The following is a 23,272-nucleotide window of genomic DNA, read 5'->3' as shown; positions in this document are numbered from 1 at the left end:
GGGGCGTAATCAGGCTTTGCCTCGTCGCCGGGCAAGTGCCTGATGCGGCGCTAGAGCAGCTCATCGTTTCACGGAAACGGTGAACCGCTCTATCCTTTGTTTCGACGCAATTCCCAAGGGAAAGCGCTACGCGCTTTTCCCGGGAAAACCGCTTCACACTTTTCCTGGAATTGCTTTAGAAAGCGCGGAAAGTGACGACCGTGAAGGTGTCCTTGATTCCGGGAAGATGCTGCACCTTCTCGTTGACGAAGTGGCCAACATCTTCGTCGTCGTCGACATAGAATTTGGCGAGCAGGTCGTAGTTGCCGGCGGTCGAGTAGATTTCCGAGGCGATCTCGGCGTCGGCGAGCGCGCTGGCGACCTCATAGGACTTGCCCAGGTCGCACTTTATCTGCACGAAAAACGTCTTCATTGCCGGTCCTGCCACGTTGAAACGCGCTTCTTGCGCCCATGGCGGCCCTTCTCGCAGACTGCCGCCCGGCTTTCAAGCATCAGGCCGAACGTGCCTTGGCAACAGCCTGCCTGAGCTCGGACACCGGCATGCCGCGCCGGTAGAGGCTGCCGCCGATGACCAGAGCCGGCGTGCCGCGCAGCTTGAAGGCCGTCGCCTGGCTGTCGGTGCGCAAAAGCGCAGCGTCGATGTCGGGTTCACGGATGGCGAGATCGGCACGCACCATCGCCACATCGACCCCGACCGAAGCCAGGATATCGTTGGTGCGGCGTTCCGAAAGGCCGCGCTGGTTGGTCATCAGTGCATCGACCGCTGCGGCATAGTGTTCGCCGGTCAAAAGCGCCACGCGCGCCGCGTCGCGCGAGACGTCGCCGAAGATCGGCCAGTCCTTCATCACCAGGCGGATGCTGCTGTCCTCTGCCATCAATTTCTTCAGTTCGACGAAGACGAGCTTGCAGATCGGGCACTGATAGTCGACGAATTCGGCGATGGTGACGTCGCCATCCGGATTGCCGAGCGCTGAAACGGCCGGATCGAAGGCGATTTCGGTGACGGTCGGCCCGGTGGCTGCCCAAGCGGGCAAGGGAGCCAGAACTGCAAAGCTAGCCGCGCCCTTCAGCAAAAGGCGCCGGTCGATCGGCTGCTTAGACATGGTTCGTCCCTGGTTGCGCGAACGGGTCCCACCCGTCCCCTACAATGCGCGCCCCGCCTTAAAGGATGCTTAAGCATGATCTTGCGGCACTTGCGTGGCGAATTACTGCGGTTGCTGAAACCGTGAGGCAGCGCCAAGCGTATGGTATGATGTGTCTTCAGACAGCGATTGTCAGGAGACAATGGAGACAGGCCATGCGCCGTATCGCATTCGCAGTCGTTTCATTGCTGTTCGCGTCTACCCTGTTCATCTCGGCAGCCCTTGCCGGCGATGCCGAAATCAAGGCCGGCCAAGCCGCCATCGATGGTCAGCTGAAGGCGCTCATCGCAAACGATGGCGCGAAGGCCTACAGCTACGCTGCTCCAAACGTGAAGCAGATTTTCCCGACCGTCGACGCCTTCATGAACATGGTGACCAACGGCTACGCGCCGGTGCGTCAGCCACAAAGCTATTCCTTCGGCAAGGTCGAGCAGACGGGCCCAGGCTCGATCATCCAGCAGGTGCTGATCGTCGGTCCCGACGGCAAGGACTACGAGGCGGTCTATACGCTGCAGCAGCAGCCCGACGGCAGTTTCCAGATCACCGGCTGCAGCCTGCGGGCGTCGAATTCACTGAGCACCTGACGCACAAAGCCTCAGTAGCGTGCCCTGCCGCCCGACATGTCGAACACGGCTCCGGTGTTGAATGCGCTGGCGTCGGAACAAAGCCAAAGCACCAGTGCCGCCACTTCATCCACCGAGCCAAGGCGCTTGAGCGGGCTGGCATTTATCATGTCGTCTACGACATCGTTTCCAAGGCGCCTGATCAACTCGGTATCGATCGGCCCCGGTGCCACGCAATTCACCCGAATGTCGGTATCGCAGGTCTCGCGCGACAAGGCTTTCGTAAAGGCAATGACGCCTGCACTTGCCGCTGAATAGGCGGCCAGATTCGGCAACCCTTCCTTGCCTGCCAAGGATCCCATATTGATGATCCGGCCCCTACCAGCCTTGCGCATGATCGGCAGAACCTGATGCGTAACCTCGAAAACGCCGATCAGGTTGACACCGATGATGCGTTGCCACTCGATCGGATCGAATGCCTCGAACCCACGATAGTCGCCTAAATAGCCTGCATTGTTGATTAGGATGTCAATCCGGCTGTTGTCTGCGACGACCTCAGCCAGGGCGTCTTTGATCTGGTGAGCCTTTGTCACATCGACCGTCTGGCAATGCGCGCCGTCCACAGGTGTCGGATCAGCATCCCATATCCAGACTTCGGCCCCGGAGTTCAACAACTGCGCCGCAATGGCCTTGCCGATGCCTCGTGCGCCGCCAGTCACGATCGCGGTCTTGCCGCCAAGTTCATATGTGACAGTCATGGCCTGACCCCAACCGGAATCTGCGCCCGGGCAATGGATCCGTCAATCATCGTCAGGTGGCGTTGATTTGTTCAAAGGGTAGGGATATCGCCCCTCGCCCAGCCCTCGGAAATCTCGGCTGTGCGCGCCTCGAAGGCGCCGGCCTCGATCGCGCCGCGAATGTCCTGCATCAGCTTCTGATAGTAGGACAGATTGTTCCAGGTCAGCAGCATCGCCCCCAGCGCCTCCTGCGAGCGCACGAGATGATGCAGATAGGCGCGTGAATAATCGCGTGCGGCCGGGCAGTCGCTCTCCTCGTCGAGCGGGCGCGGATCGTCGGCGTGGCGGGCGTTCCTCAGATTGACCTTGCCGCGCCTTGTGTAGGCCAGACCGTGGCGGCCGGCGCGGGTCGGCATCACGCAGTCGAACATGTCGATACCGCGCGCCACCGATTTGACGATATCGTCCGGCGTGCCGACGCCCATGAGATATCTAGGCTTGTTGTCTGGCAGTTCCGGACAGGTGATGTCGAGCATCTCCAGCATCACCGCTTGCGGCTCGCCGACGGCCAGTCCGCCGACGGCGTAGCCCTTCAGATCCATGGCGCTCAGCGCCTGCGCCGAGCGCATCCTGAGCGCTGCATTATCGCCGCCCTGGACGATGCCGAACATCGCCTTGCCCGGCTGGTCGCCGAACGCGGTCTTGCAGCGCTCCGCCCAGCGCAGCGACAGTTCCATCGCGCGCTCGATCTCCTTCAGATCGGCCGGTAGCGCGGTGCATTCGTCGAGCTGCATCTGGATGTCGGAATCGAGCAGCCCCTGGATCTCGATCGAGCGCTCCGGCGACATCTCGTAAGGCGCGCCGTCAATATGCGAGCGGAAGGTGACGCCGTTTTCGGTCAGCTTCCTGAGCTTCGACAGAGACATCACCTGAAAGCCGCCACTGTCGGTCAGGATCGGCTGCGGCCAGCGGGCAAACTCATGCAGGCCGCCGAGCCGCGCCACGCGCTCGGCGCCGGGCCGCAGCATCAGATGGTAGGTGTTGCCCAGGATGATGTCGGCGCCGACGCCGCGCACCTGGTCCATATACATGGCCTTGACCGTGCCGCCGGTGCCGACCGGCATGAAGGCCGGCGTGCGAATTTCGCCGCGCGGCATGTCGATGACACCGCGCCGTGCCTTGCCGTCGGTTGCGAGGACCTTGAAAGTAAACGGCTTAGCCATTGAATTCCTTGTCATGGACAGGTGCGTCTGGCGCCTGCCTGTCGAGCGACTGGCGATACTGGATGCAGCCGCGCATGAATTTTGGCCACGGCGGCACGGCGATCGAAGGCTCGGTCTTTTCCGGCAACAGATCCCACAGATCGGGATGATGCCAGCACAGATCATGGCCCGTCGTGTCGCGGTGCGCGCGGATGCCGGCGCGCAATTTCTTCACTTCGGCAATCAGGCTTTCTCGGTCAAAGGCTTGCAGATCATCGTCCATCGCTCATCTCCGCTCGATAAAGCAGGCTTGCGTCTCCGTAGGAGTAGAATCTGTAGCTGGTGTCGATGGCATGCGCATAGGCGGCCCGCATCGTGTCGAGGCCACTGAAGGCCGAAACCAGCATGAACAGCGTCGAGCGCGGCAGATGGAAGTTCGTCATCAGCAGGTCGGCAGTCTTGAACCGATAGCCGGGCGTGATGAAAATGTCGGTCGGGCCTGACCATGCGGCGAGCGTACCGTCGGGTTTTGCCGCGCTCTCCAGCAGGCGCAGCGAGGTCGTGCCGACGGCGATGATGCGCCCGCCCCCCGCCTTCGCGGCATTGAGCGCCGCTGCGGTCGCCTCGCTGACTGAACCGGTCTCTGCATGCATCTTGTGGTCGGCGGTGTCGTCGGCCTTGACCGGCAGGAAGGTGCCGGCGCCGACATGAAGCGTGACGAAGCGGCGTTCGATGCCTTTGGCGTCCAGCGCGGCAAATAGCTCCGGCGTGAAATGCAGGCCGGCGGTTGGCGCAGCAACCGCGCCCTCCTCCCTGGCATAGATGGTCTGATAGTCCGTCAAGTCGCGCGCGTCATCGTCACGCTTGGAGGCGATGTAGGGCGGCAGCGGGATGTGGCCGACGGCGCGCAGCGCCTCGTCGAGAAACGGGCCGGACAGGTCGAAGCCGAGCAGCGCCTCACCAGCCTCGCCCTTCTCGATCACCGTGGCGTCGAGTTGGCCGAGGAAACAGGAATTGCTGTCATGGCCGAAATGGATGCGGTCGCCGGCGGCGATGCGCTTGCCCGGCCGCATGAAGGCCAGCCAGCGGTCCGCCGCCATGCGCATGTGCAGCGTCGCCTCGACCTGCGCCTGCGCTTCGCCGCGCCGCCTGATGCCTCTCAGCTGCGCCGGGATGACCTTGGTGTCGTTGAAGACCAGCACGTCGCCGTCCCCGAGCAGGGACGGCAGGTCGCGCACCATGCGGTCCGAAAGGCCCTCGCCCGGCCTGACCACCAGCATCCTGGCGCTGTCGCGCGGTTCCGCCGGGCGAAGCGCGATGCGTTCCTCCGGCAGGTCGAAATCGAAGAGATCGACGCGCATCAGTAGAGCCGGACGAGCAGCGCTCCGGCCAAGAGCAGCACCGCGCCGGCGACGCGGCCGAGTGAGATCTCGCGCACCGCCACGCCGAGGAAGCCGACGCGGTCGATCAGCATGCCGGCCAAGAGCTGGCCGGCAACCAGGAACGCCATCAGGGCGGCCGCACCGATGCGCGGCGTCAAAATGGTCGACAGCGTGACGTAGAAACCGCCGAGCATGCCGCCGGCGATGAACAGCCACGGCGCCGGCGCCTTCCAGTCGAGTGGGATGTCGTTCAACTTCACCACGGCGACGGAGATGATGCCGAGCACGATCGCGCCGGACAGGAACGAAAACGCGGCCGCCGCGACCGGGAGACCCAGGCCGCGTGCCAGCTGCGAATTGATCGGCGCCTGTATGGCGATGAAGGCGCCGGACAGGATGCCGAGCAGCGACCAGACGACGCCCATCATCGATATCAGTCCTTACTTGACGTCGGCCGCGACCTTCAGCGACACGATCTTGTCGGGATCGACCACCGGCTCGCCGCGCTTGATCTTGTCGACATTGTCCATGCCTTCGATGACCTGGCCCCAGACCGTGTATTGGCGGTTGAGGAAAGCAGCATCGTCGAAGCAGATGAAGAACTGCGAATTGGCCGAATTCGGGTTCTGCGAACGAGCCATCGAGCAGGTGCCGCGACCGTGGTTGGCGTTGGAAAACTCAGCCTTCAGATCGGGCTTTTCCGAGCCACCCATGCCGGCGCGGGAGGGGGCAAACGAGGGCTTGCTCGAATTGCCGAACTTGACGTCGCCGGTCTGCGCCATGAAGCCTTCGATGACGCGGTGGAAGACCACGCCGTCATAGGCGCCTTCACGGGCCAGTTCCTTGATGCGGGCGACATGGCCGGGGGCCAGGTCGGGAAACAATTCGATGACGACCTTGCCCTTGGTCGTTTCCATGATGAGCGCGTTTTCGCGGTCCTTGATCTCAGCCATGTCGGATATCCTTTATCTCAGAAAAACAGATTGATTTGATAGACTACTTGTCTGCGGCGATGCGCACTTTGATCATGCGGTCGGGGTTGCTGACCGTTCCATTGTCGGCCTCGTCGCCCTTCTTGATGTGATCGACCAATTCCATGCCGCTGACGACATTGCCGACGATAGTGTACTGGCCGTCGAGGTTCGGCGCCGGCGCGAACATGATGAAGAACTGCGAATTGGCGGAGTTCGGATCCTGCGAGCGGGCCATGCCGAGCGTGCCACGCTTATAATGCTCGCTCTGCGAGAATTCGGCCGGCAGATCAGGCAGATCGGAGCCGCCGGTGCCGACGGCCTCGGGGCTGAAGCCCTTCTTCATATTGCCGAACTTGACGTCGCCGGACTGCGCCATGAAGCCATCGATAACGCGGTGGAAGGCGACATTGTCATAGGCGCCTTCGCGCACCAGCTTCTTGATCTGCGCGACATGCTTGGGCGCCAGGTCGGGCCGCAGCGCGATGGTGACGTCGCCATCCTTCAAGGTGACGATCATGGTGTTTTCCGCATCGGCGGCGAAGGCCGAAACGGATGCGGTCACGAGACCGGCAAGCACGACGAGGAACGAGGCGAGCTTCTTCAGCTGCATTTGAGTCTTTCTCCGGAACTTATTTCGCGAATTTGGCGGTGAGCGCGCCGGCAACGGCGGCCGGCACGAAGGGGCGAATGTCGCCGCCCATCGAAGCTATCTGGCGCACAAGTGTGGCGGTAATGGTTCTGACTGACGGGCTGGCGGGCAGAAAAACCGTCTGCAATTCAGGCGCCATTGTCTCGTTCATACCGGCCATCTGCATCTCGTAGTCGAGGTCGGTGCCGTCGCGCAGGCCGCGGATCATGATCGAGGCGCCATGCTTGCGGGCCGCGTCGATGACCAGCCCGTCGAAAGCGACGACCTTGATGCGGCCGCCGTCACGGCCGAATTCGGCCTTGGTCGCCGCCTCGATCAGCTTCACCCGTTCCTCGAAGGAAAACAGCGGCGTCTTGCCGGGATGGGTGCCGATCGCCGCATAAACCGTGTCGGCAACGGCCAGCGATGCCTTCAGGACGTCGAGATGTCCGTTGGTCAGCGGGTCGAAGGAGCCGGCATAAAGGGCGGTGCGTTCGGTCATGGCAGGCTTCTAGCGGGGCATTGGACGGAAGGCAAATGCGATTGGGAACATCTGCGTGAACCTTTTCGCAGACATGAACGACAGATGAATGCCTTGATCACGAAGACTTCACGCAGCGTTCACTAGTTTGCACTTCAGAAGATGAAACCAAAACCCCATCTAACCGTTGTAAGGCGCAGGAGAACACGCAAATGCTGATCTACATGCTCGCCACCGCAATGACCGTCGCCATGCTGATTGCTACAGCATTCGGGCTGCATCAGGAAGCAGAGCGTATCCGTGTCCGGACCAAACGCTTCGAAGGCTTTGGCGCTCGCTGGCCCCACCGTCACCACTAATCTTACCGGCTAAGTTTTGATCGCGCCGGCCCATCGGGCCGGCGTTGTTGTGTCTGAGCCTATCCGGCCCTTATTCGGCATTGCCCGGTGCGGCATCCCCGGCGTCCGGACCGGCCTCGGCCGCCCCCTCGCCGCTCTCTTCGACATCCTCGTCCGATTGCGGCTCCGAGATCCGCTCGACCGAGACCACTCTCTCGCCTTCGGCGGTGTTGAAGATGGTAACGCCCTTGGTGGCGCGGCTGGCGAAACGGATGCCGTTGACCGGCACCCTGATGACCGTGCCGCCGTCCGAAACCAGCATGATCTGGTCGTCATTGCCGACCGGGAAGGTCGCCACCAGCTGGCCGATCTCTGCCGTCTTCGAAACGTCGGTGGCGCGAATGCCCTTGCCGCCGCGTCCGGTCAGGCGGAAATCATAGGACGACGAGCGCTTGCCGTAGCCATACTCGGTCACCGTCAGCACATATTGCTCATGCGCCTTGAGGAATTCGTAGCGGTCGTCGGAAAGCTCCGCCTCCTCGCCGATCTCCTCATTGGTCAGCGCGATCTCTTCTTCCTCGCCGGCCGTCTCGAGCCGCCGCTCCGCCGCCGCCCGCTTCAGGTAAGCGGCGCGCTCAGCCGGTGAGGCATCGACATGCTCGATCACCGACATCGAGATGATGCGGTCGGTCTCGGCCATGCTTATGCCGCGCACGCCGACCGAATTGCGGCTCTGGAAGACGCGCACGTCGCCAACGGAGAAGCGGATGCACTGGCCGGAGTTCGCCGTCAAAAGCACGTCGTCATTGTCGGTGCAGGTCTCGACACCGAGGATCTCGTCGCCTTCCTCCTCCAGCTTCATGGCGATCTTGCCGTTGCGGTTGACCTGGACGAAGTCGGACAGCTTGTTGCGGCGCACGGTGCCGCGCGTGGTGGCGAACATCACGTCGAGCTCGCCCCAGCTGGTCTCGTCCTCGGGCAGCGGCATGATGGTGGTGATGCGCTCGCCCTGCTCGAGCGGCAGCATATTGATCAGCGCCTTGCCGCGCGACTGCGGATTGCCGATCGGCAGCCGCCAGACCTTTTCCTTGTAGACGATGCCGCGCGAGGAGAAGAACAGCACTGGCGTGTGGGTGTTGGCAACGAACAGCCGGGTGACGAAATCCTCTTCCTTCGTCGACATGCCGGAGCGGCCCTTGCCGCCGCGGCGCTGCGCCCTGTAGAGCGACAGCGGCACGCGCTTGATGTAGCCGGAATGGCTGACGGTGACGACCATGTCCTCGCGCTGGATCAGGTCCTCGTCTTCCATGTCGGCGCCGCCGTCGGTGAGCTCGGTGCGGCGCGGCGTGCCGAACTCGTCGCGCACGGCGGCGAGCTCGTCCTTGACGATCTGCTGGATGCGCGCGCGGGACGACAAAATGTCAAGGTAATCAACGATTTCGGCGCCGATCGTGTTCAACTCGTCGGCGATCTCGTCGCGGCCGAGCGCGGTCAGGCGCTGCAGGCGCAGTTCGAGGATGGCGCGCGCCTGTTCCTCGGACAGATTGTAGGTGCCGTCCTCGTTGATGCGATGGCGCGGATCGTCGATCAGAAGGATCAGCGATTCGACGTCACCGGAGGGCCAGCGGCGCTCCATCAACTGCTCGCGCGCCGTCTGCGGATCGGGCGCGGTGCGGATCAGCTTGATCACTTCGTCGATATTGGCGACGGCGATGGCGAGACCGACCAGCACATGGGCGCGGTCGCGCGCCTTGCGCAGCAGGAATTTCGTGCGCCGGCTGATCACCTCTTCGCGGAAGCCGACAAATGCCTTCAGCATGTCGGTCAGCGTCATCACTTCCGGCTTGCCGCCGTTCAGCGCCACCATATTGGCGCCGAAGGACGTCTGCAGCGGCGTGAAGCGGTAGAGCTGGTTGAGGATGACGTCGGCGACGGCGTCGCGCTTCAGCTCGATGACGACCCGGTAGCCCTGGCGGTCGCTTTCGTCGCGAATATCGGAAATGCCTTCGATGCGCTTGTCGCGCACCAGTTCGGCCATTTTCTCGATCATCGAGGCCTTGTTCACCTGGTAAGGGACTTCGGTGATGATGATCGATTCACGGTCGTTGCCGCGCTGTTCGACATTGACCTTGCCGCGCATGACGATGGAGCCGCGGCCGGTCGCATAGGCGCTGTAAATGCCGGAACGGCCAAGCACGATGCCGCCGGTCGGGAAATCGGGACCCGGAATGATCTCCATCAGCGCCGGCAGGTCGATCGCCGGATTGTCGATGATGGCGATGGCGCCGTTGCAGACTTCGGCCAGATTGTGCGGCGGAATGTTGGTGGCCATGCCGACGGCAATGCCGCCGGAACCGTTGACCAGAAGGTTGGGGAAGCGAGCCGGCAACACCTTCGGTTCGGTGTCGGAGGCATCATAGGTCTCCTGGAAATCGACGGTTTCCTTGTCGATGTCCTCGAGCAGCTCATGCGCGACCTTGGTCAGGCGCGACTCGGTGTAGCGCATGGCCGCCGGCGGATCGCCGTCGATCGAGCCGAAATTGCCTTGCCCGTCGATCAGCGGCACCCGCAGTGACCAGTCCTGCGCCATGCGCACCAAGGCGTCATAGATCGAGGCGTCGCCATGCGGATGGTATTTACCCATCACGTCGGCGACCGGGCGGGCCGATTTCACATATTTGCGGTTCCAGTGGTAGCCGCTCTCATGCGCCGCATAGAGAATGCGGCGATGCACCGGCTTCAGGCCGTCGCGGACGTCCGGCAGCGCACGGCTGACGATCACGCTCATGGCGTAAGAGAGGTAGGAGCTCTGCATCTCCTCGATGATGGAGATCGGCTCGATGCCGGTGGGGCCGCCGTCGGCGCCGCGCGGTGTCTTTTGGTCGGTCAAATTGGATCACAATCTAATCAGGAATCACTGACCGCTTATATAGGAAGCCCGCTCGAAACTCCAATGTTCCCGGCACTTTTCCAAAGACAATTTCGGTGGTAATTTCAAATGGATACCGCTGATTGCGACGATTTGGCAAAAGCGTATTTCGCCGCCGCCAGGCAAAAGCCTGCGATCGACCGTTTTCCCCGGCCGGGAGCCATAAGCACGATGAACTTGACCCGGTGGCTGCCGTTGCGAGCGCTGAGCGGTTGGCGGCCCGGGGATCTCAATGGCGATCTGGCCGCCGGGCTGACGCTGGCGGCAATCGCCATTCCCGAACAGATGGCGACGGCGCGGCTTGGCGGCTTTGCGCCCGAGATCGGCTTCTTCGCCTTTGTCGCGGGATCGGTGGCCTTTGCCCTGTTCGGCGCCAATCGCCATCTGTCGTCCGGGGCGGATTCGACCATCACACCGCTGTTTACCGGCGACCTCGCGCTCATCGCCGTTGCCGGCTCGGCGCATTATCTGGCGCTGGCGGCGATGCTGGCGCTGATGGTCGGGCTACTGGTGGGTTTGAGTGGCATCTTCCGGCTCGGCTGGATCGCCGACCTTCTGTCTGTCCCAGTCACCACCGGCTTTCTGGCCGGCATCGCGGCCCATATCATCGTTTCGCAACTGCCCGGATTGCTCGGGCTGCCGCCCGAAAGCGGCGAAACGCTGCGCCGCGTCGGTGAGATCGCCGCAAATCTCCACCTCATCAACCCGTGGAGCTTGGCGCTCGGCCTTGGCGTGTTTGCCATTGTATTCACCGCCGAGCGCATCAGCGCCCGCATCCCCGGCGCCTTGATCGGCATGGTGCTGGCCACGCTGGCGGTTGCGATCTTCGGCCTGAAGGCGCGCGGCGTCGAGGTGCTCGGTGCCTTGCCCAACGGCCTGCCGCAGGCCGGCCTGCCGACGGTCAGCCTCAGCGATGCGCAGGCGGTGTTACCGCTGGCCTTGCTGATCGCCATCGTGGTCATGGTGCAGACGGCGGCCACCAGCCGCTCCTTTGCTGGCGACGACATCAACCGCGACTTTGTCGGTGTCGGCGCCGGCAGCATCCTGTCCGGCCTGTTCGGCGCCTTCGCGGTCAATGCCAGCCCGCCGCGCACCGCAATCGTCGCCCAGTCGGGCGGGCGTTCGCAGTTTTCAGGCCTGATAGCCGCGGCAATCGTGCTGGCGCTCGGCGCGTTTGGCGGCGGCCTGCTTGCCGATGTCCCGCAGGCAGCCCTTGCCGGCGTTCTGATGTTCGTTGCTCAGCATATTTTGCGCTGGAAGGTGTTTGCCAGTGTCTACCGGCAGGCGCCGGTCGAATTCATGCTGATCCTGGTCACCATGACGGCCATTGTCGTGCTGCCGATCGAGACCGGCGTGGCGGTCGGCATCGGCCTGTCGCTGCTCCACGGGCTGTGGAGCGCGACACGCACGCAGGCGATCGAGTTGGAACAGGTTCCAGGCACCTCGGTGTGGTGGCCGCCGAGCACGCCAACGGCGGGCGAGCAGCTCCCTGGCGTGCTGGTTGCGGCTTTCCAGGCGCCGCTCTCCTTCGTCAATGCCGAAAGCTTCAAGCGCGGCGTCTGCGAGCTGATCGATGCGAGGGCCGAAACCATCAAACTGGTGGTGTTGGAAGCCAGCAATATCGCCGAGATCGATTATACCGCGGCGCAAGCGCTGATCGACACCATCGCCCATTGCCGCAAGGCCGGCGCGATCTTTGCCATTGCGCGGCTGGAATCCGTGCGCGCCCAGGCGGCACTGGCGCGTTTCGGCATTGCCGACCTCGTCGGTCCGCACAGAATCTTCCGCAGCGTCGACGCCGCCATCAAGGCGCTATCGCCGGACAAGAAACTTGTAGGACAACAGGACAAGGCGCCATGACCACCGAGCGGGAACCCTTGCTGAAGCCTGTCGCCGTGGAGGAGTTGCGGCCGACGCAGATCACCGTTGGGATGCGCGAGGTGGCGCTGAAACGTCAGATGATCCGAGCGCAAAGCCCTGAGAAGACAGGCATTTTCCTCGGCCGCCATATGGTGCCGGTGGTGCTTGGCCCGAAGAAGCGCAACTATGTCACCGATCACCACCATCTCGCCCGCGCCTTGCTCGAGGAAGATGTCAAAGATGTCTTCGTCACCGTGATCAGCGACCTGTCCGGGCTCGACAAGGACGCTTTTTTCGTCGTGCTCGACAACAGAGGCTGGATGCATCCGTTCGATGAAAACGGGCGGCGGAGGGACTACGACGCCATCCCGAAGACCATGGTCGAACTGGTCGATGATCCCTACCGCAGCATCGCCGGCGAATTTGCGCCGGCAAGGCGGCTTCGCCAAGGACACGACGCCGTTCAGCGAATTTTTGTGGGCGGATTTTCTGCGCCGGCGGATTGACCGGAACGCCGTGGCGAAAAACTTCGACAAGGCGATGAAGCAAGCGCTGATCCTGGCCAAGGGCAAGGACGCGGACTATCTGCCGGGCTGGTGCGGCCCGACCTCGGACTGAGGTCAGAAGGCTGCGAACGCCGACGGTGACGGCGAGGCGCTGCCTGACCGGCGCGCGCGATAGTCTCCCGGCGTCTCGCCCATGACGCGCCGGAAACGGCGATTGAAGGTCGACAGGTCGTTAAAGCCGGCCTCGAAGGCAATTGCCGAGATGGGCTCATCCGACATGCGCAGCCGTACCGCCGCACGGTGCAGCCGGGTTCTGAGCAGAAACTGGTAAGGCGTCATGCCGGCGACCTGCCGGAAGGTGCGCAGGAAGTGATAGGGGCTGGTCGCCGTCGAGCCGGCGAGTTCGGAAAGCGAGACCGGCCGGTCGGCATTGAACTCGATCTGTCGCACTGCCTCGGCAACCCGTTTCTGGTCGCGCCGGCTCGGTGTGCGAGCGGCAGGCGCGGCCTCGCCGGCGACAGCAAGGGCTGCGCCGCCGACGGCAAGAGCCGCGGCGGCAATGCGCAGGCCAAGCTCCTCGAAGGCATCGATGTCGGCCGTCTCGCGTGCCGCTTCGGCCTCGGCCAGAAGCGAGGTAAGGGCCGGCAAGGGCGGCAGATGCGGCACTCCAAACGCCAGCTTGCCTGCGCCCGGCACGTCGTTGGCAATCCGGTCGAGATAGGCGGGAGTGAAATGGAAGGACAGGCAGCGGTCGCCGGCGCCATGCTCATGCCCGCATTCATAGCAGGCACCGACATTGCCGAGCAGGACGGCACCTGGCGCCAGCATGGCGGTGCCCTGGCTGGTGCGGTAGCGGAAGCTGCCGCTGGTGACTGCGGCAATGCAGACACTGCGGTGCTCTTCTTCGAACGGGCGATCGCCGGCGCCTGCTGTGCACACCACGTCGGACACGTACCAGTCCGGCCCTGAAGCCAGTTTCTGCTCGCTCGTCGTCATGGCTTGAAAGATAGCAATTTTTCCCAAGCGCAACACCCCGCCCGGCCTATCGCTTGCAGCCTCCTGACACCACGAAGGCAGCAATATGACCAATTCATTTTCTTTCAGCCAAGCGCTGCACAGCGATGGCCCCAATCCCGATCTGGCTGAGAAGCTCGATCTCTACGGCCGTTTCGTCGGCGCCTGGACATTCGATGCCACGCGCCACCTCGAGGACGGCACGGTCTTGACCGGGCGCGGTGAGGTGCATTTTGGCTGGGTCCTGGAAGGCAAGGCGATCCAGGATGTATGGATCCTGCCCGCGCACGATACCGGCCCCTCGCCTTCGCTCGGCAAATGGACTTTCTATGGCACAACGCTGCGGGCCTATGATCCCGGCGCGGATGCCTGGCACATCTTCTGGAGCGATCCGCGCAACCAGTATTACAGCCGCCAGCTTGGTCACGCCGAAGGCGACACGATCGTGCAAGTCGGCGCCGACGGTACTGGTTCCTCGGTCCGCTGGAGCTTTTCGCGGATCACCAAGGACAGCTTCCGCTGGCTGGGCGAGCGTTCGCACGACAATGGGGCGACATGGCGCCTCGAAGTCGAGTTCCTGGCGCGCCGCGTCGCCCAGGGCTGATGGCGCAACACACCTGCAACAAGGAGAAAACCATGCTTGACCACGTTTCGATCGGTGTCCGCGACACCGCCGTGTCAAAGCCTTTCTACGATGCCGCGCTGAAGCCGCTCGGCTATTCCTGCCTCAGCCAGTCGCCGGGCTCGCTGGGCTATGGCGCGCAGGCGGCAGCATTTTGGGTGAACGATGCGGCGCGGCCGGTGCCGGCTGACGAAAAAACCGGCCTGCATTTCTGCTTTGCGGCACCGACGAGGTCGAGCGTCGACGCCTTTCACGCCGGCGCCTTGCGTGCAGGCGGCAACAGCAATGGTGCGCCGGGCCTGCGTGCCGACTACGGCGAAAACTACTACGCCGCCTTCGTCATCGATCCCGACGGCTATCGTCTGGAGGCCTATTGCAGCGCTGCCGGCTAACCTGCCGGCTTCCAAATTCCTGACGGTTCCCACCGGCCGGGCTTTGCTCTACCAATAGGGTGGTGCGGGGCTCGGCCCGGCGGGAGGGGTCAGCGATGCCGAGTTTCGACAGCCTGTTCAACGCCTTCGTCACCATCCTGGTGACTATCGACCCGCCCGGTCTCGCGCCGCTCTTCCTGGCGGTGACACGCGGCATGAACCGCGAGGAGCGTCAGCAGGTTTCGGTGCGCGCCTCGATCATCGGCTTCCTGGTGATGGCGCTGTTTGCGGTGGCCGGCGCCTCGATCCTGTCGGTGTTCGGCATCACGCTGCCGGCCTTCCGCGTCGCCGGCGGGTTCCTGCTGTTCTTCATCGCCTTCGAAATGGTGTTCGAGCGCCGCCAGGACCGCAAGGAGAAGATCGGCGATGTCGCCATCACCAAGGACATGATCCACAACATCGCCGCCTTCCCGCTGGCGATCCCGCTTATCGCCGGCCCCGGTGCGATTTCGGCAACCGTGCTTTTGTCCGGCTCGTTCCAGGGTTTTACCGCACAGGCTGCGCTGGTCGGCATCATCTTCGTCTGCCTGGCCATCACCTATCTGGTGTTCGTGCTGTCGGAACGCATCGACCGCATCCTCGGCCAGACCGGCCGCTCGATCCTGACCCGCCTGCTCGGCGTCATTCTGGCAGCGCTTGCGGTGCAGTTCGTGGCCGATGGCATCAAGGCGCTGATGGCGGGGTGAACGACAGCGCCTACTGCCCAGCCGTATCAACAACCTCGAAATCGTGGGTGATCACAGCGGTCTTAGCCAGCATGGCGGAGGCCGAGCAGTATTTTTCGATCGAGAGGTTGATCGCACGCTGGACCTTGTCGTGCGACAGGGCGCGGCCCGTGACGATGAAATGCATATGGATGCGGGTGAAGACTTTTGGGTCGGTTTCGGCCCGGTCGGCGTCGAGTTCGACGGTGCAATCCTCGATCGCCTCGCGGCCTTTTTCCAGGATGTGGACGACATCATAGGCCGAACAACCGCCTGTGCCGATCAGCACCAACTCCATCGGGCTCGGGCCTGGCGTCTTGCCTTCAGGACCGGAGGCGGTTCCCAGCACGAGTTTGTGGCCACTGCCGGACTCGCCGACGAAAGTGCGCTCTTCGACCCATTTGATCCGTGCTTTCACGGCAATCTTCCTTTCAGAGATGTATCACTGGCCGAACACGACCGCATGCATGACGCGGCCGGGCAGCAGCGTGAACACGCCGGCGCCGATCAGCGCAAAAACATACAGCGAAATCATGACCCTGCGATGTTTGGCTACGCGATGCCTATGCGCGTGCCAGACCGCAAGCGGAACGGTGATCAACACTATGATCGACAAGATATGGATCGGGCTGAACGGGCCGATGAGGCGGATCTGCTGGATCCAGAAACTGGAAATGGCGATGACCAGCATCAGCGCCGCCCAAGCATAGCCCATCACACGGTGGCGCGTCGTGCCTTTCGGCAGCGCCAGTTGGGCGCCGCCCATGGCCAGCGCGGCTAGGGCCGCGAAGGCGTGCCATGGAATGGGAGGGGGCGCCGATAGAAGCGGTCCGAGCGACATCGCGCCCTCTCCTAGATGCTATCGCTCACTGCTCAGAACGGGATTTCGTCGTCCAGTTCGCGCGACGAACCGCCGCCACCACCGCCCTTGGAACCGCCGCCACCGCCACGGTTGAAGCTTTCATTGGGGCTCGACTGGCCGAAATCCGAGCCACGGCTCGCACCGCCACCACCGGCATAGTTGCCGACCTGGCCGCCGCCCTCGCCGCGTGAATCGAGCATCTGCAGCTCGCCGCGGAATTTCTGCAGCACGACTTCCGTCGTGTATTTGTCGGCGCCGGTCTGGTCCTGCCATTTGCGTGTCTGCAGCTGGCCTTCGACGTAAACCTTCATGCCTTTCTTCAGATATTGCTCGGCGACCTTGGCGATCTGGTCATTGAAAATGACGACGTTGTGCCACTCGGTCTTTTCCTTGCGCTCGCCGGAATTCTTGTCGCGCCAGCTTTCCGACGTGGCGATGCGGATGTTGACGACCGGGTCACCGGAATTCAGGCGGCGGATTTCAGGGTCCGCGCCGAGGTTTCCGACCAGAATGACCTTGTTGACGCTACCCGCCATGACACTTCTCCGCGCTCATCCGAAACAAATTTTAAGTCGCTCACCTTACAGCCTGCATGCGATCCTCGCTTGCCGCGGCTGGCTTTTCCCACAAGGTTTTTGTTCTTTTTTTGTTCTATTCTTGTCTGCCCCGGCTGTCAAGAATGTCAGCAAGAGGTAGGGTGTGCGTCTGAAATTGCGACTATGCCGGGATCGAAAGGCGGAGGCGAATGAAAGTCATTGCGCATCTGGACCAGCCGCGAGAGCAATGGCGAGCGGGCGTGGAAACCCCATGCAAGTTTCCGCCGGCAACGGAGCGAGCCAGCTTTGCCTGTTCGAACAATGGGTTCAGCCCGGCGTCGGGGCTCCGACACACCAACACCCGGTCGAGGAAGTGCTGACCGTCATCGCCGGGATCGCTGAAATGTGGATCGACGAAGGACGTCTGACACTGATTGCCGGACAATCGCTTCTCATTCCTGCCCAACAAAAACATGGGTTTAGAAACGTTGGCACCGAAACGCTTTACATCCAGGCCGTGCTGGCGTCGCCGATCTTCGAGGCGACTTTCGAAGGGGCCGCCGAGCCGGTGAGGCGCTGGCTTCCGGCAGCGCCATAAAAGACCGCTTGCCAAATCAATAAGTATCGACTTATGCTTTTGTCATGATCGAAGCAGAGATTTTTCGCGCCCTTGCCGACCCGACGCGCCGCGCCGTCTACGAGCGGCTGGCCGGAGGCGAGATGAGCGTGTCGGAACTGCGCACCGGCATGAGCGTGTCGCAGCCGGCGGTGTCGCAACACCTCGCCGTGCTGCGCGGCGCCGGTCTGGTCAGCGAAAGGCGGGCCGGCCGCAACGCCTATTATCGCGCCGATCCGCAAGGGCTCGAGCCGCTGCTCGGCTGGATCGAACGCTACCGCGCATTCTGGCCGGAGCGCATCGAAAGACTAAAGGCCGTTTTGAAGGACATGGACCAATGACCGATGAAAAGCTGGCTCCGGCCGCCAAGGATACACTCGCCTTCGAATGCGACCTGCCGGACGCACCGGAAAAGGTGTGGCGGGCATTGACCGTACCGGAGCTCTTGACGGCGTGGATGATGCCGAACGACATCACACCGGAAACCGGCAGCCACTTTGCCTTTGCCGGACCGGAGGCGCCAATCGAGTGCGAAGTGCTCGATGCCGAACCCGGGCGCTTGTTGCGCTATTCCTGGCGCGAGCGGTCGCAGACCGGCGATGCCAACGGGCTGGACAGCATCGTCACCTTCACGCTCGCCCGCACCGTTTCAGGCGGTACGCATCTGCGCATCGTCCATGACGGGTTTGTGCAGGCGGCAACGCCCGCAGTGGCGATGGCGATGGCGAGCGCCGGTTGCCGGCTTTCGCTCAGGGCATACAAGCCCAAACCGCTGATCGCCGCCAACGCGCCATATCTATTGATGCGCGCGGCCTGAGCCGAAGAAAATCAAACGGAGACAATGAGATGAGCGGCTTTGCCAATCTGGTGCCGATGGTGATCGAGCAATCGAGCCGCGGCGAACGCGCCTTCGACATTTTCTCGCGGCTGCTGCGCGAGCGCATCATCTTCATCAATGGCGAGATCAATGACGGCATGTCGGCGCTGGTCTGCGCCCAGCTTCTGTCGCTGGAATCGGACAATCCCGACAAGGAGATCTCGCTCTACATCAACTCGCCGGGCGGCGTGGTGACCAGTGGCTTCGCCATCTACGACACGATGCAATATGTCAGCTGTCCGGTGTCGACGGTGTGCATGGGCTTTGCCGCTTCGATGGCCTCGTTCCTTCTGATGGCGGGAACGCCGGGACGTCGCATTGCGCTGCCCAATGCCAGCATCGTGTTGCATCAGCCGCTGGGTGGGTTCCAGGGCCAGGCCTCCGACATCCAGCGCCATGCCGAAGGCATTTTGCGCACCAAGCGGCAGATGACCGAGCTCTATGCGCAGCATTGCGGCCGCACCTATGAAGACGTCGAACGCACGCTCGACCGCGATTTCTTCATGACCGCGAAGGAAGCCAAGGACTGGGGCCTCGTCGACCATGTGTTTGATACCCGCAAGCAGGCGGCGGCCTGACGGGGGCGGCAGATCGAATGCCGGCCGGCCTATCAATTTCGACGCCCCAGTCTGGTTCCGCCTTGAGCGCAGCACTATAATGTTGCCATGCACCACCGCCTGACCAGACTGATAACAGCCGTTGCGGTCACAGCCGTAACCTCCAGCACAGCTTTCGCCGGCGACACCGCGACATCGTCGCAAAAGGCCGCCCTGCCCGGTGTGACGAGCGACTACCGCATCGCCCAGCCGGCGCCGCAGCCCGAACCCGACGACGCACTGCCTGCCGGCGAGAACGGCACATTCAAGATCGGCAATACGGATGTCCGGGTTTCCGGCAGCATTTCCATCGATATGGCTACAGGCGGGATCAGACCTCCAAATCACTGAGCCGGGCGATACGTGCTTCCTGCGAGCGTTGGCACCGCCCCTCACCTGCCTGCCGGCATCCTCTCCCCGTAAACGGGGCGAGGGACGCTCCCGATCGACCGCAGCCGCAGCTGCCTCTTTCTCCCCGTTCACGGGGAGAAATGCCTGGCAGGGCAATGAGGGGCATCGCCAACACCGGTAGCTATGACTCTTCGTACGATCGGGCGAGCGGGCGCTTCGCCCCGATATCCCCACACAAAAGAGCAGCCCCGCCGTTGCTTCCGCAAACGGTCGGGGCTTTTTTTGGATTCCAGATCCAACTTGCCGGTAGTGTTATACCGACTTTTATCTCGGATGCTTCGCGGCATTCAGCCGACGATCCGACTATCCGTCTCTGATTTTTGTGGGATTCGGCAGGTCACGGTTTGTCGGGTGGTTATGCATTGAAGCAATGCGTTCTTTTGGACGCATACACTCTTATGGCTTGAAACTACCCTGGCACTTATGCCCGCCGCGGCTCCAACGAGATGTGGAGCCTCAAAGGACTATCCGGTGGCGTCATGCTCCGCTCCTATGTCCGTTGCGCTTGTTGTCGTCCGAAGCACAAATCGCAAAAACCTGCGGCGTCTCGCAGGCCACCTATGGGCGGCGAGGCCATCGAAAGACGGCCGGCTTCGTTGACCTTAGAGACTGCGCCCCTGAGTTGGCGGCGTCAACCTTGAATAGCCGGTTACCGAAAAATGTGATCGCCGGGAGCTTACGTCAGGGTCAGTTTCTGAAACAGCTTTGTCAGGTTTCTGCACAGCTTTGTCAGGAGCGTGTTCGGCCTTTGTTCTTTCCGCTTGCCCCTTCACGCGAAAGACGGTTAAACGACTTTGGTCGAGAAGTATGGCGTCTCTCGACGTGGCGGCAAAAATACCTACATAGGGGATGGCCGGGAAAACCCCGCCGATCCCACTGATACCAGATCTGAGGCGGCGACCGGCGATGGCCGACCATAAATACCTTTCCATTCGCGGTGCACGCGAACACAATCTGAAGAATGTCGATCTCGACCTGCCGCGTGACAGCCTGATCGTCATGACCGGCCTGTCGGGCTCCGGCAAATCGTCGCTTGCCTTCGACACCATCTATGCCGAGGGCCAGCGCCGCTATGTCGAGAGCCTGTCGGCTTATGCGCGCCAGTTCCTCGAAATGATGCAGAAGCCGGACGTCGACCAGATCGACGGCCTGTCACCTGCCATCTCCATCGAGCAGAAGACGACGTCGAAGAACCCGCGCTCGACGGTCGGCACCGTCACCGAGATCTACGACTATATGCGCTTGCTGTTCGCGCGCGTCGGCATCCCCTATTCGCCGGCCACCGGCCTGCCGATCGAGAGCCAGACGGTCAGCCAGATGGTCGACCGGGTGCTGGCGGTCGAGGAAGGCACGCGCCTGTTCCTGCTGGCGCCGATCGTGCGCGGCCGCAAGGGCGAGTACCGCAAGGAACTGCTGGAGTTGCAGAAAAAGGGCTTTCAGCGCGTCAAGGTCGACGGCGTCTTCTACGAGATTGCCGACGTGCCGGCGCTGGACAAGAAGTACAAGCACGACATCGACGTCGTCGTCGACCGCATCGTCGTGCGCGGCGACCTGGCGACACGACTGGCCGATTCCATCGAAACGGCTCTGAAGCTCGCCGAAGGGCTGGCGGTGGCCGAGTTTGCCGACCGGCCGCTCGACGCCAGCCAGACTGGCGAAGACTCGGTCAACAAGTCGAAGAACGAGACGCATGAGCGCATCCTGTTTTCCGAAAAATTCGCCTGCCCGGTGTCCGGCTTCACCATTCCGGAGATCGAGCCCAGGCTGTTCTCGTTCAACAACCCGTTCGGCGCCTGCCCGACCTGCGACGGTCTCGGCAGCCAGCGTGCCATCGACGCCAGCCTGATCGTGCCGGACGAAAACGTCTCGCTGCGCGATGGCGCCGTCAGCCCGTGGGCGAAATCGACCTCGCCCTATTACGCGCAAACGCTGGAAGCGCTGGGCAAGGCATACGGCTTCAAACTCGGCGACAAATTCAAGGACCTGACCGAAGAGGCCAAGGAAGCCGTCCTGCGCGGCACCGGCGAGCGCGAGGTCACCTTCCAGTATGATGACGGCCTGCGCTCCTACAAGACGACCAAGACGTTCGAAGGCGTCATTCCCAATCTGGAGCGGCGCTGGAAGGAAACCGAATCTGCCTGGATGCGCGAGGAGATCGAGCGCTTCATGTCGGCAACGCCCTGCCCGGTCTGCAAGGGCTACCGGCTGAAGCCGGAAGCGCTGGCGGTGAAAATCGCCGGAAAGCACATCGGCGAGGTCACCGAGCAGTCGATCCGCAACGCCGACAAATGGTTCACCGACCTGCCGGCGCAGCTCAACGACAAGCAGAACGAGATCGCCGTCAGGGTGCTCAAGGAGATCCGCGACCGGCTGCGCTTCCTCAACGATGTCGGCCTCGACTATCTGACGCTGTCGCGCAATTCCGGCACGCTGTCGGGCGGCGAGAGCCAGCGCATCCGCCTGGCCTCGCAGATCGGCTCCGGCCTCACCGGCGTGCTCTACGTGCTGGACGAGCCGTCGATCGGCCTGCACCAGCGCGACAATGCGCGCCTGCTCGACACGCTGAAGCATTTGCGCGACATCGGCAACACGGTGATCGTTGTCGAGCACGACGAGGACGCCATCCTGCATGCCGACTATGTCGTCGACATGGGCCCGGCCGCCGGCATCCATGGCGGCGAGATCATCGCACAGGGCACGCCGCAGCAGGTGATGGCCAACCCGAATTCGATCACCGGCAAATATCTGTCGGGCGCGCTTGAAGTGGCCACACCTGGTATCAGGCGCGAGCCCAAGAAGGGCCGCCGGCTGAAGATCGTCGGCGCGCGCGGCAACAATCTGAAGAACGTCACTGCCGAAATCCCGCTCGGCACTTTCACTGCCGTCACCGGCGTGTCGGGCGGCGGCAAGTCGACCTTCCTGATCGAGACTTTGTTCAAGGCGGCCTCGCGGCGCATCATGGGCTCGCGCGAGCATCCGGCCGACCATGACCGCATCGAGGGGCTGGAATTCCTCGACAAGGTCATCGACATCGATCAGTCGCCCATCGGCCGCACCCCGCGTTCGAACCCCGCCACGTATACCGGCGCCTTCACGCCGATCCGCGACTGGTTCGCCGGCTTGCCCGAGGCCAAGGCGCGCGGCTACCAGCCCGGCCGTTTCTCGTTCAACGTCAAGGGCGGCCGCTGCGAGGCCTGCCAGGGCGACGGCGTCATCAAGATCGAGATGCACTTCCTGCCCGACGTCTACGTCACCTGCGATGTCTGCCATGGCAAGCGCTACAACCGCGAGACGCTCGATGTCGTATTCAAGGGCAAGTCGATCGCCGACGTTTTGGACATGACGGTCGAGGAAGGCGTCGATTTCTTCGCCGCCGTGCCCGGCGTGCGCGACAAGCTCGACACGCTGAAGCAGGTCGGCCTCGGCTACATCCATATCGGCCAGCAGGCGACGACGCTCTCGGGCGGTGAGGCGCAGCGCATCAAGCTCGCCAAGGAACTGTCGCGCAAGGCGACCGGCAAGACGCTCTACATCCTGGACGAGCCGACAACCGGCCTGCATTTCCACGACGTCGCCAAGCTTCTGGAAGTGCTGCACGAACTGGTCGACCAGGGCAACACGGTGGTGGTCATCGAGCACAATCTCGAAGTGATCAAGACCGCCGACTGGGTGCTCGACCTCGGCCCCGAAGGCGGGGACGGCGGCGGCGAACTGGTGGCACAGGGTACGCCGGAAGCCATCGTGCGCGAAAAGCGCAGCTATACCGGCCAGTTCCTCAAGGAGCTTTTGGAGCGGCGCCCCGGGGGGAAGCGCGAAGCGGCGGAATAGTAGGCAGACCGGTCGAGCGCCTGGAGAGTTTTG

The 23,272-nt window shown here is 62.8% G+C and carries 27 protein-coding genes and 1 pseudogene; 13 read left to right on the top strand and 15 right to left on the bottom strand.

Annotated features, from left to right (window positions below; translation table 11 throughout):
* Positions 1-175 precede the first annotated feature (175 nt).
* Positions 176-412 carry an Lrp/AsnC ligand binding domain-containing protein gene (locus tag ACYHH6_RS21745; RefSeq protein ID WP_352586877.1) on the bottom strand — a complete coding sequence of 79 codons (237 nt, stop codon included), beginning with the start codon at positions 410-412 and terminating at the stop codon, positions 176-178.
* 79 nt (positions 413-491) lie between these two features.
* Positions 492-1,103 carry a DsbA family protein gene (locus tag ACYHH6_RS21740; RefSeq protein WP_352586875.1) on the bottom strand — a complete coding sequence of 204 codons (612 nt, stop codon included), beginning with the start codon at positions 1,101-1,103 and terminating at the stop codon, positions 492-494.
* Between the two features lie 194 nt (positions 1,104-1,297).
* On the opposite strand from ACYHH6_RS21740, the gene ACYHH6_RS21735 reads away from it, so the two are divergent.
* Positions 1,298-1,726: a DUF4864 domain-containing protein gene (locus tag ACYHH6_RS21735; RefSeq protein ID WP_352586873.1), complete on the top strand. Its 429-nt coding sequence runs from the start codon at positions 1,298-1,300 to the stop codon at positions 1,724-1,726.
* Between the two features lie 11 nt (positions 1,727-1,737).
* On the opposite strand, the gene ACYHH6_RS21730 is transcribed toward ACYHH6_RS21735, so the two are convergent.
* The 8 genes from ACYHH6_RS21730 to coaD form a co-directional block, all read right to left on the bottom strand.
* Positions 1,738-2,463, bottom strand: a complete 726-nt coding sequence (locus ACYHH6_RS21730; protein ID WP_352586871.1) for an SDR family NAD(P)-dependent oxidoreductase — start codon at positions 2,461-2,463, stop codon at positions 1,738-1,740.
* 71 nt (positions 2,464-2,534) lie between these two features.
* A complete protein-coding gene (tgt, locus tag ACYHH6_RS21725; RefSeq protein ID WP_352586869.1) occupies positions 2,535-3,665 on the bottom strand; it encodes a tRNA guanosine(34) transglycosylase Tgt in 1,131 nt (376 codons plus the stop codon).
* Positions 3,658-3,927 (bottom strand): hypothetical protein, encoded by a 270-nt coding sequence (locus tag ACYHH6_RS21720; protein WP_192253764.1) that lies wholly within the window; start codon positions 3,925-3,927, stop codon positions 3,658-3,660. Before ACYHH6_RS21720 ends, tgt begins: the two co-directional genes overlap by 8 nt.
* On the bottom strand, positions 3,917-5,005 hold the full coding sequence (queA, locus tag ACYHH6_RS21715; protein ID WP_352586867.1) for a tRNA preQ1(34) S-adenosylmethionine ribosyltransferase-isomerase QueA: 1,089 nt from the start codon (positions 5,003-5,005) through the stop codon (positions 3,917-3,919). The genes ACYHH6_RS21720 and queA overlap by 11 nt, the downstream gene beginning before the upstream one ends.
* Entirely contained in the window at positions 5,005-5,454 is a 450-nt protein-coding gene (locus tag ACYHH6_RS21710; RefSeq protein WP_352586865.1) for a DMT family transporter, read from the bottom strand. Before ACYHH6_RS21710 ends, queA begins: the two co-directional genes overlap by 1 nt.
* A 12-nt stretch (positions 5,455-5,466) precedes the next feature.
* Complete coding sequence (locus ACYHH6_RS21705; RefSeq protein WP_192253758.1) at positions 5,467-5,979, bottom strand: peptidylprolyl isomerase; 513 nt, start codon at positions 5,977-5,979, stop codon at positions 5,467-5,469.
* Positions 5,980-6,022: 43 nt separating this feature from the next.
* The gene (locus ACYHH6_RS21700; protein WP_352587011.1) at positions 6,023-6,517 is read right to left on the bottom strand and encodes a peptidylprolyl isomerase; all 495 of its coding nucleotides are present in this window, start codon (positions 6,515-6,517) and stop codon (positions 6,023-6,025) included.
* A gap of 112 nt (positions 6,518-6,629) precedes the next feature.
* Entirely contained in the window at positions 6,630-7,130 is a 501-nt protein-coding gene (coaD, locus tag ACYHH6_RS21695) for a pantetheine-phosphate adenylyltransferase (protein WP_352586863.1), read from the bottom strand.
* Positions 7,131-7,321: 191 nt separating this feature from the next.
* Here coaD and ACYHH6_RS21690 point away from each other — a divergent pair, with 191 nt between their 5' ends.
* Entirely contained in the window at positions 7,322-7,468 is a 147-nt protein-coding gene (locus tag ACYHH6_RS21690) for a hypothetical protein (protein ID WP_352586861.1), read from the top strand.
* Positions 7,469-7,538: 70 nt separating this feature from the next.
* On the opposite strand, the gene gyrA is transcribed toward ACYHH6_RS21690, so the two are convergent.
* Positions 7,539-10,337, bottom strand: a complete 2,799-nt coding sequence (gene gyrA / locus ACYHH6_RS21685; RefSeq protein ID WP_352586859.1) for a DNA gyrase subunit A — start codon at positions 10,335-10,337, stop codon at positions 7,539-7,541.
* Between the two features lie 210 nt (positions 10,338-10,547).
* On the opposite strand from gyrA, the gene ACYHH6_RS21680 reads away from it, so the two are divergent.
* Together ACYHH6_RS21680 and ACYHH6_RS21675 are read left to right on the top strand one after the other, a co-directional pair.
* Positions 10,548-12,236, top strand: coding sequence for a SulP family inorganic anion transporter (locus ACYHH6_RS21680; RefSeq protein ID WP_352586857.1), 1,689 nt, complete (start codon positions 10,548-10,550; stop codon positions 12,234-12,236).
* Positions 12,233-12,854 (top strand): annotated as a pseudogene (locus ACYHH6_RS21675) (ParB-like protein). The gene ACYHH6_RS21680 and the pseudogene ACYHH6_RS21675 overlap by 4 nt, the downstream one beginning before the upstream one ends.
* Before the next feature lie 2 nt (positions 12,855-12,856).
* On the opposite strand, the gene ACYHH6_RS21670 reads toward ACYHH6_RS21675, so the two are convergent.
* Positions 12,857-13,738, bottom strand: a complete 882-nt coding sequence (locus ACYHH6_RS21670; protein ID WP_352586855.1) for a helix-turn-helix transcriptional regulator — start codon at positions 13,736-13,738, stop codon at positions 12,857-12,859.
* An 85-nt stretch (positions 13,739-13,823) separates the two neighbouring features.
* On the opposite strand from ACYHH6_RS21670, the gene ACYHH6_RS21665 reads away from it, so the two are divergent.
* The 3 genes from ACYHH6_RS21665 to ACYHH6_RS21655 all read left to right on the top strand — a co-directional run bounded on the left by ACYHH6_RS21665 (position 13,824) and on the right by ACYHH6_RS21655 (position 15,495).
* Positions 13,824-14,360, top strand: a complete 537-nt coding sequence (locus ACYHH6_RS21665; RefSeq protein ID WP_352586853.1) for a hypothetical protein — start codon at positions 13,824-13,826, stop codon at positions 14,358-14,360.
* Positions 14,361-14,392: 32 nt separating this feature from the next.
* Positions 14,393-14,770 (top strand): VOC family protein, encoded by a 378-nt coding sequence (locus ACYHH6_RS21660; RefSeq protein ID WP_352586851.1) that lies wholly within the window; start codon positions 14,393-14,395, stop codon positions 14,768-14,770.
* 95 nt (positions 14,771-14,865) lie between these two features.
* On the top strand, positions 14,866-15,495 hold the full coding sequence (locus tag ACYHH6_RS21655) for a MarC family protein (RefSeq protein ID WP_023822237.1): 630 nt from the start codon (positions 14,866-14,868) through the stop codon (positions 15,493-15,495).
* A 10-nt stretch (positions 15,496-15,505) separates the two neighbouring features.
* Here ACYHH6_RS21655 and ACYHH6_RS21650 read toward each other — a convergent pair whose 3' ends face one another.
* Genes ACYHH6_RS21650 through ssb form a run of 3 tightly spaced genes read right to left on the bottom strand, consistent with a single transcriptional unit; the run spans position 15,506 to position 16,911 of the window.
* Entirely contained in the window at positions 15,506-15,931 is a 426-nt protein-coding gene (locus ACYHH6_RS21650) for an OsmC family protein (protein ID WP_352561760.1), read from the bottom strand.
* A gap of 24 nt (positions 15,932-15,955) precedes the next feature.
* On the bottom strand, positions 15,956-16,354 hold the full coding sequence (locus tag ACYHH6_RS21645; RefSeq protein ID WP_352586849.1) for a DUF2306 domain-containing protein: 399 nt from the start codon (positions 16,352-16,354) through the stop codon (positions 15,956-15,958).
* Positions 16,355-16,386: 32 nt separating this feature from the next.
* Complete coding sequence (gene ssb, locus ACYHH6_RS21640) at positions 16,387-16,911, bottom strand: single-stranded DNA-binding protein (RefSeq protein WP_112561535.1); 525 nt, start codon at positions 16,909-16,911, stop codon at positions 16,387-16,389.
* Positions 16,912-17,284: 373 nt separating this feature from the next.
* Between ssb and ACYHH6_RS21635 the strand changes: the two genes are divergently transcribed.
* The 6 genes from ACYHH6_RS21635 to uvrA all read left to right on the top strand — a co-directional run bounded on the left by ACYHH6_RS21635 (position 17,285) and on the right by uvrA (position 23,239).
* Positions 17,285-17,509 (top strand): cupin domain-containing protein, encoded by a 225-nt coding sequence (locus ACYHH6_RS21635; protein WP_352586846.1) that lies wholly within the window; start codon positions 17,285-17,287, stop codon positions 17,507-17,509.
* Between the two features lie 44 nt (positions 17,510-17,553).
* Entirely contained in the window at positions 17,554-17,868 is a 315-nt protein-coding gene (locus tag ACYHH6_RS21630) for an ArsR/SmtB family transcription factor (protein WP_352586844.1), read from the top strand.
* Positions 17,865-18,344 (top strand): SRPBCC family protein, encoded by a 480-nt coding sequence (locus ACYHH6_RS21625; protein WP_352586843.1) that lies wholly within the window; start codon positions 17,865-17,867, stop codon positions 18,342-18,344. The genes ACYHH6_RS21630 and ACYHH6_RS21625 overlap by 4 nt, the downstream gene beginning before the upstream one ends.
* 29 nt (positions 18,345-18,373) lie before the next feature.
* Entirely contained in the window at positions 18,374-18,982 is a 609-nt protein-coding gene (locus ACYHH6_RS21620) for an ATP-dependent Clp protease proteolytic subunit (RefSeq protein ID WP_352586841.1), read from the top strand.
* Positions 18,983-19,069: 87 nt separating this feature from the next.
* The gene (locus ACYHH6_RS21615) at positions 19,070-19,351 is read left to right on the top strand and encodes a hypothetical protein (protein ID WP_112561530.1); all 282 of its coding nucleotides are present in this window, start codon (positions 19,070-19,072) and stop codon (positions 19,349-19,351) included.
* A gap of 966 nt (positions 19,352-20,317) precedes the next feature.
* A complete protein-coding gene (uvrA, locus tag ACYHH6_RS21610) occupies positions 20,318-23,239 on the top strand; it encodes an excinuclease ABC subunit UvrA (RefSeq protein ID WP_352586839.1) in 2,922 nt (973 codons plus the stop codon).
* Positions 23,240-23,272: the final 33 nt, after the last annotated feature.

Source organism: Mesorhizobium sp. P171375 (genome assembly GCF_057786075.1).
Note: the sequence above shows the minus strand (reverse complement) of the source record. Positions and strands in the feature narration are given on the sequence as shown.

Bases quoted from the DNA above. Each gene is read 5' to 3' on its own strand.
- ACYHH6_RS21655 (WP_023822237.1), top strand. From the start codon at position 14,866: ATGCCGAGTTTCGACAGCCTGTTCAACGCCTTCGTCACCATCCTGGTG.
- ACYHH6_RS21665 (WP_352586853.1), top strand. From the start codon at position 13,824: ATGACCAATTCATTTTCTTTCAGCCAAGCGCTGCACAGCGATGGCCCC.
- ACYHH6_RS21660 (WP_352586851.1), top strand. From the start codon at position 14,393: ATGCTTGACCACGTTTCGATCGGTGTCCGCGACACCGCCGTGTCAAAG.
- ACYHH6_RS21705 (WP_192253758.1), bottom strand. From the start codon at position 5,979: ATGGCTGAGATCAAGGACCGCGAAAACGCGCTCATCATGGAAACGACC.
- ACYHH6_RS21690 (WP_352586861.1), top strand. From the start codon at position 7,322: ATGCTGATCTACATGCTCGCCACCGCAATGACCGTCGCCATGCTGATT.
- ACYHH6_RS21745 (WP_352586877.1), bottom strand. From the start codon at position 412: ATGAAGACGTTTTTCGTGCAGATAAAGTGCGACCTGGGCAAGTCCTAT.
- ACYHH6_RS21645 (WP_352586849.1), bottom strand. From the start codon at position 16,354: ATGTCGCTCGGACCGCTTCTATCGGCGCCCCCTCCCATTCCATGGCAC.
- coaD (WP_352586863.1), bottom strand. From the start codon at position 7,130: ATGACCGAACGCACCGCCCTTTATGCCGGCTCCTTCGACCCGCTGACC.
- ACYHH6_RS21670 (WP_352586855.1), bottom strand. From the start codon at position 13,738: ATGACGACGAGCGAGCAGAAACTGGCTTCAGGGCCGGACTGGTACGTG.
- ACYHH6_RS21625 (WP_352586843.1), top strand. From the start codon at position 17,865: ATGACCGATGAAAAGCTGGCTCCGGCCGCCAAGGATACACTCGCCTTC.
- tgt (WP_352586869.1), bottom strand. From the start codon at position 3,665: ATGGCTAAGCCGTTTACTTTCAAGGTCCTCGCAACCGACGGCAAGGCA.
- ACYHH6_RS21700 (WP_352587011.1), bottom strand. From the start codon at position 6,517: ATGATCGTCACCTTGAAGGATGGCGACGTCACCATCGCGCTGCGGCCC.
- ACYHH6_RS21680 (WP_352586857.1), top strand. From the start codon at position 10,548: ATGAACTTGACCCGGTGGCTGCCGTTGCGAGCGCTGAGCGGTTGGCGG.
- ACYHH6_RS21735 (WP_352586873.1), top strand. From the start codon at position 1,298: ATGCGCCGTATCGCATTCGCAGTCGTTTCATTGCTGTTCGCGTCTACC.
- ssb (WP_112561535.1), bottom strand. From the start codon at position 16,911: ATGGCGGGTAGCGTCAACAAGGTCATTCTGGTCGGAAACCTCGGCGCG.
- ACYHH6_RS21615 (WP_112561530.1), top strand. From the start codon at position 19,070: ATGCACCACCGCCTGACCAGACTGATAACAGCCGTTGCGGTCACAGCC.
- ACYHH6_RS21710 (WP_352586865.1), bottom strand. From the start codon at position 5,454: ATGATGGGCGTCGTCTGGTCGCTGCTCGGCATCCTGTCCGGCGCCTTC.
- uvrA (WP_352586839.1), top strand. From the start codon at position 20,318: ATGGCCGACCATAAATACCTTTCCATTCGCGGTGCACGCGAACACAAT.
- ACYHH6_RS21630 (WP_352586844.1), top strand. From the start codon at position 17,554: ATGATCGAAGCAGAGATTTTTCGCGCCCTTGCCGACCCGACGCGCCGC.
- ACYHH6_RS21620 (WP_352586841.1), top strand. From the start codon at position 18,374: ATGAGCGGCTTTGCCAATCTGGTGCCGATGGTGATCGAGCAATCGAGC.
- ACYHH6_RS21740 (WP_352586875.1), bottom strand. From the start codon at position 1,103: ATGTCTAAGCAGCCGATCGACCGGCGCCTTTTGCTGAAGGGCGCGGCT.
- ACYHH6_RS21730 (WP_352586871.1), bottom strand. From the start codon at position 2,463: ATGACTGTCACATATGAACTTGGCGGCAAGACCGCGATCGTGACTGGC.
- queA (WP_352586867.1), bottom strand. From the start codon at position 5,005: ATGCGCGTCGATCTCTTCGATTTCGACCTGCCGGAGGAACGCATCGCG.
- ACYHH6_RS21720 (WP_192253764.1), bottom strand. From the start codon at position 3,927: ATGGACGATGATCTGCAAGCCTTTGACCGAGAAAGCCTGATTGCCGAA.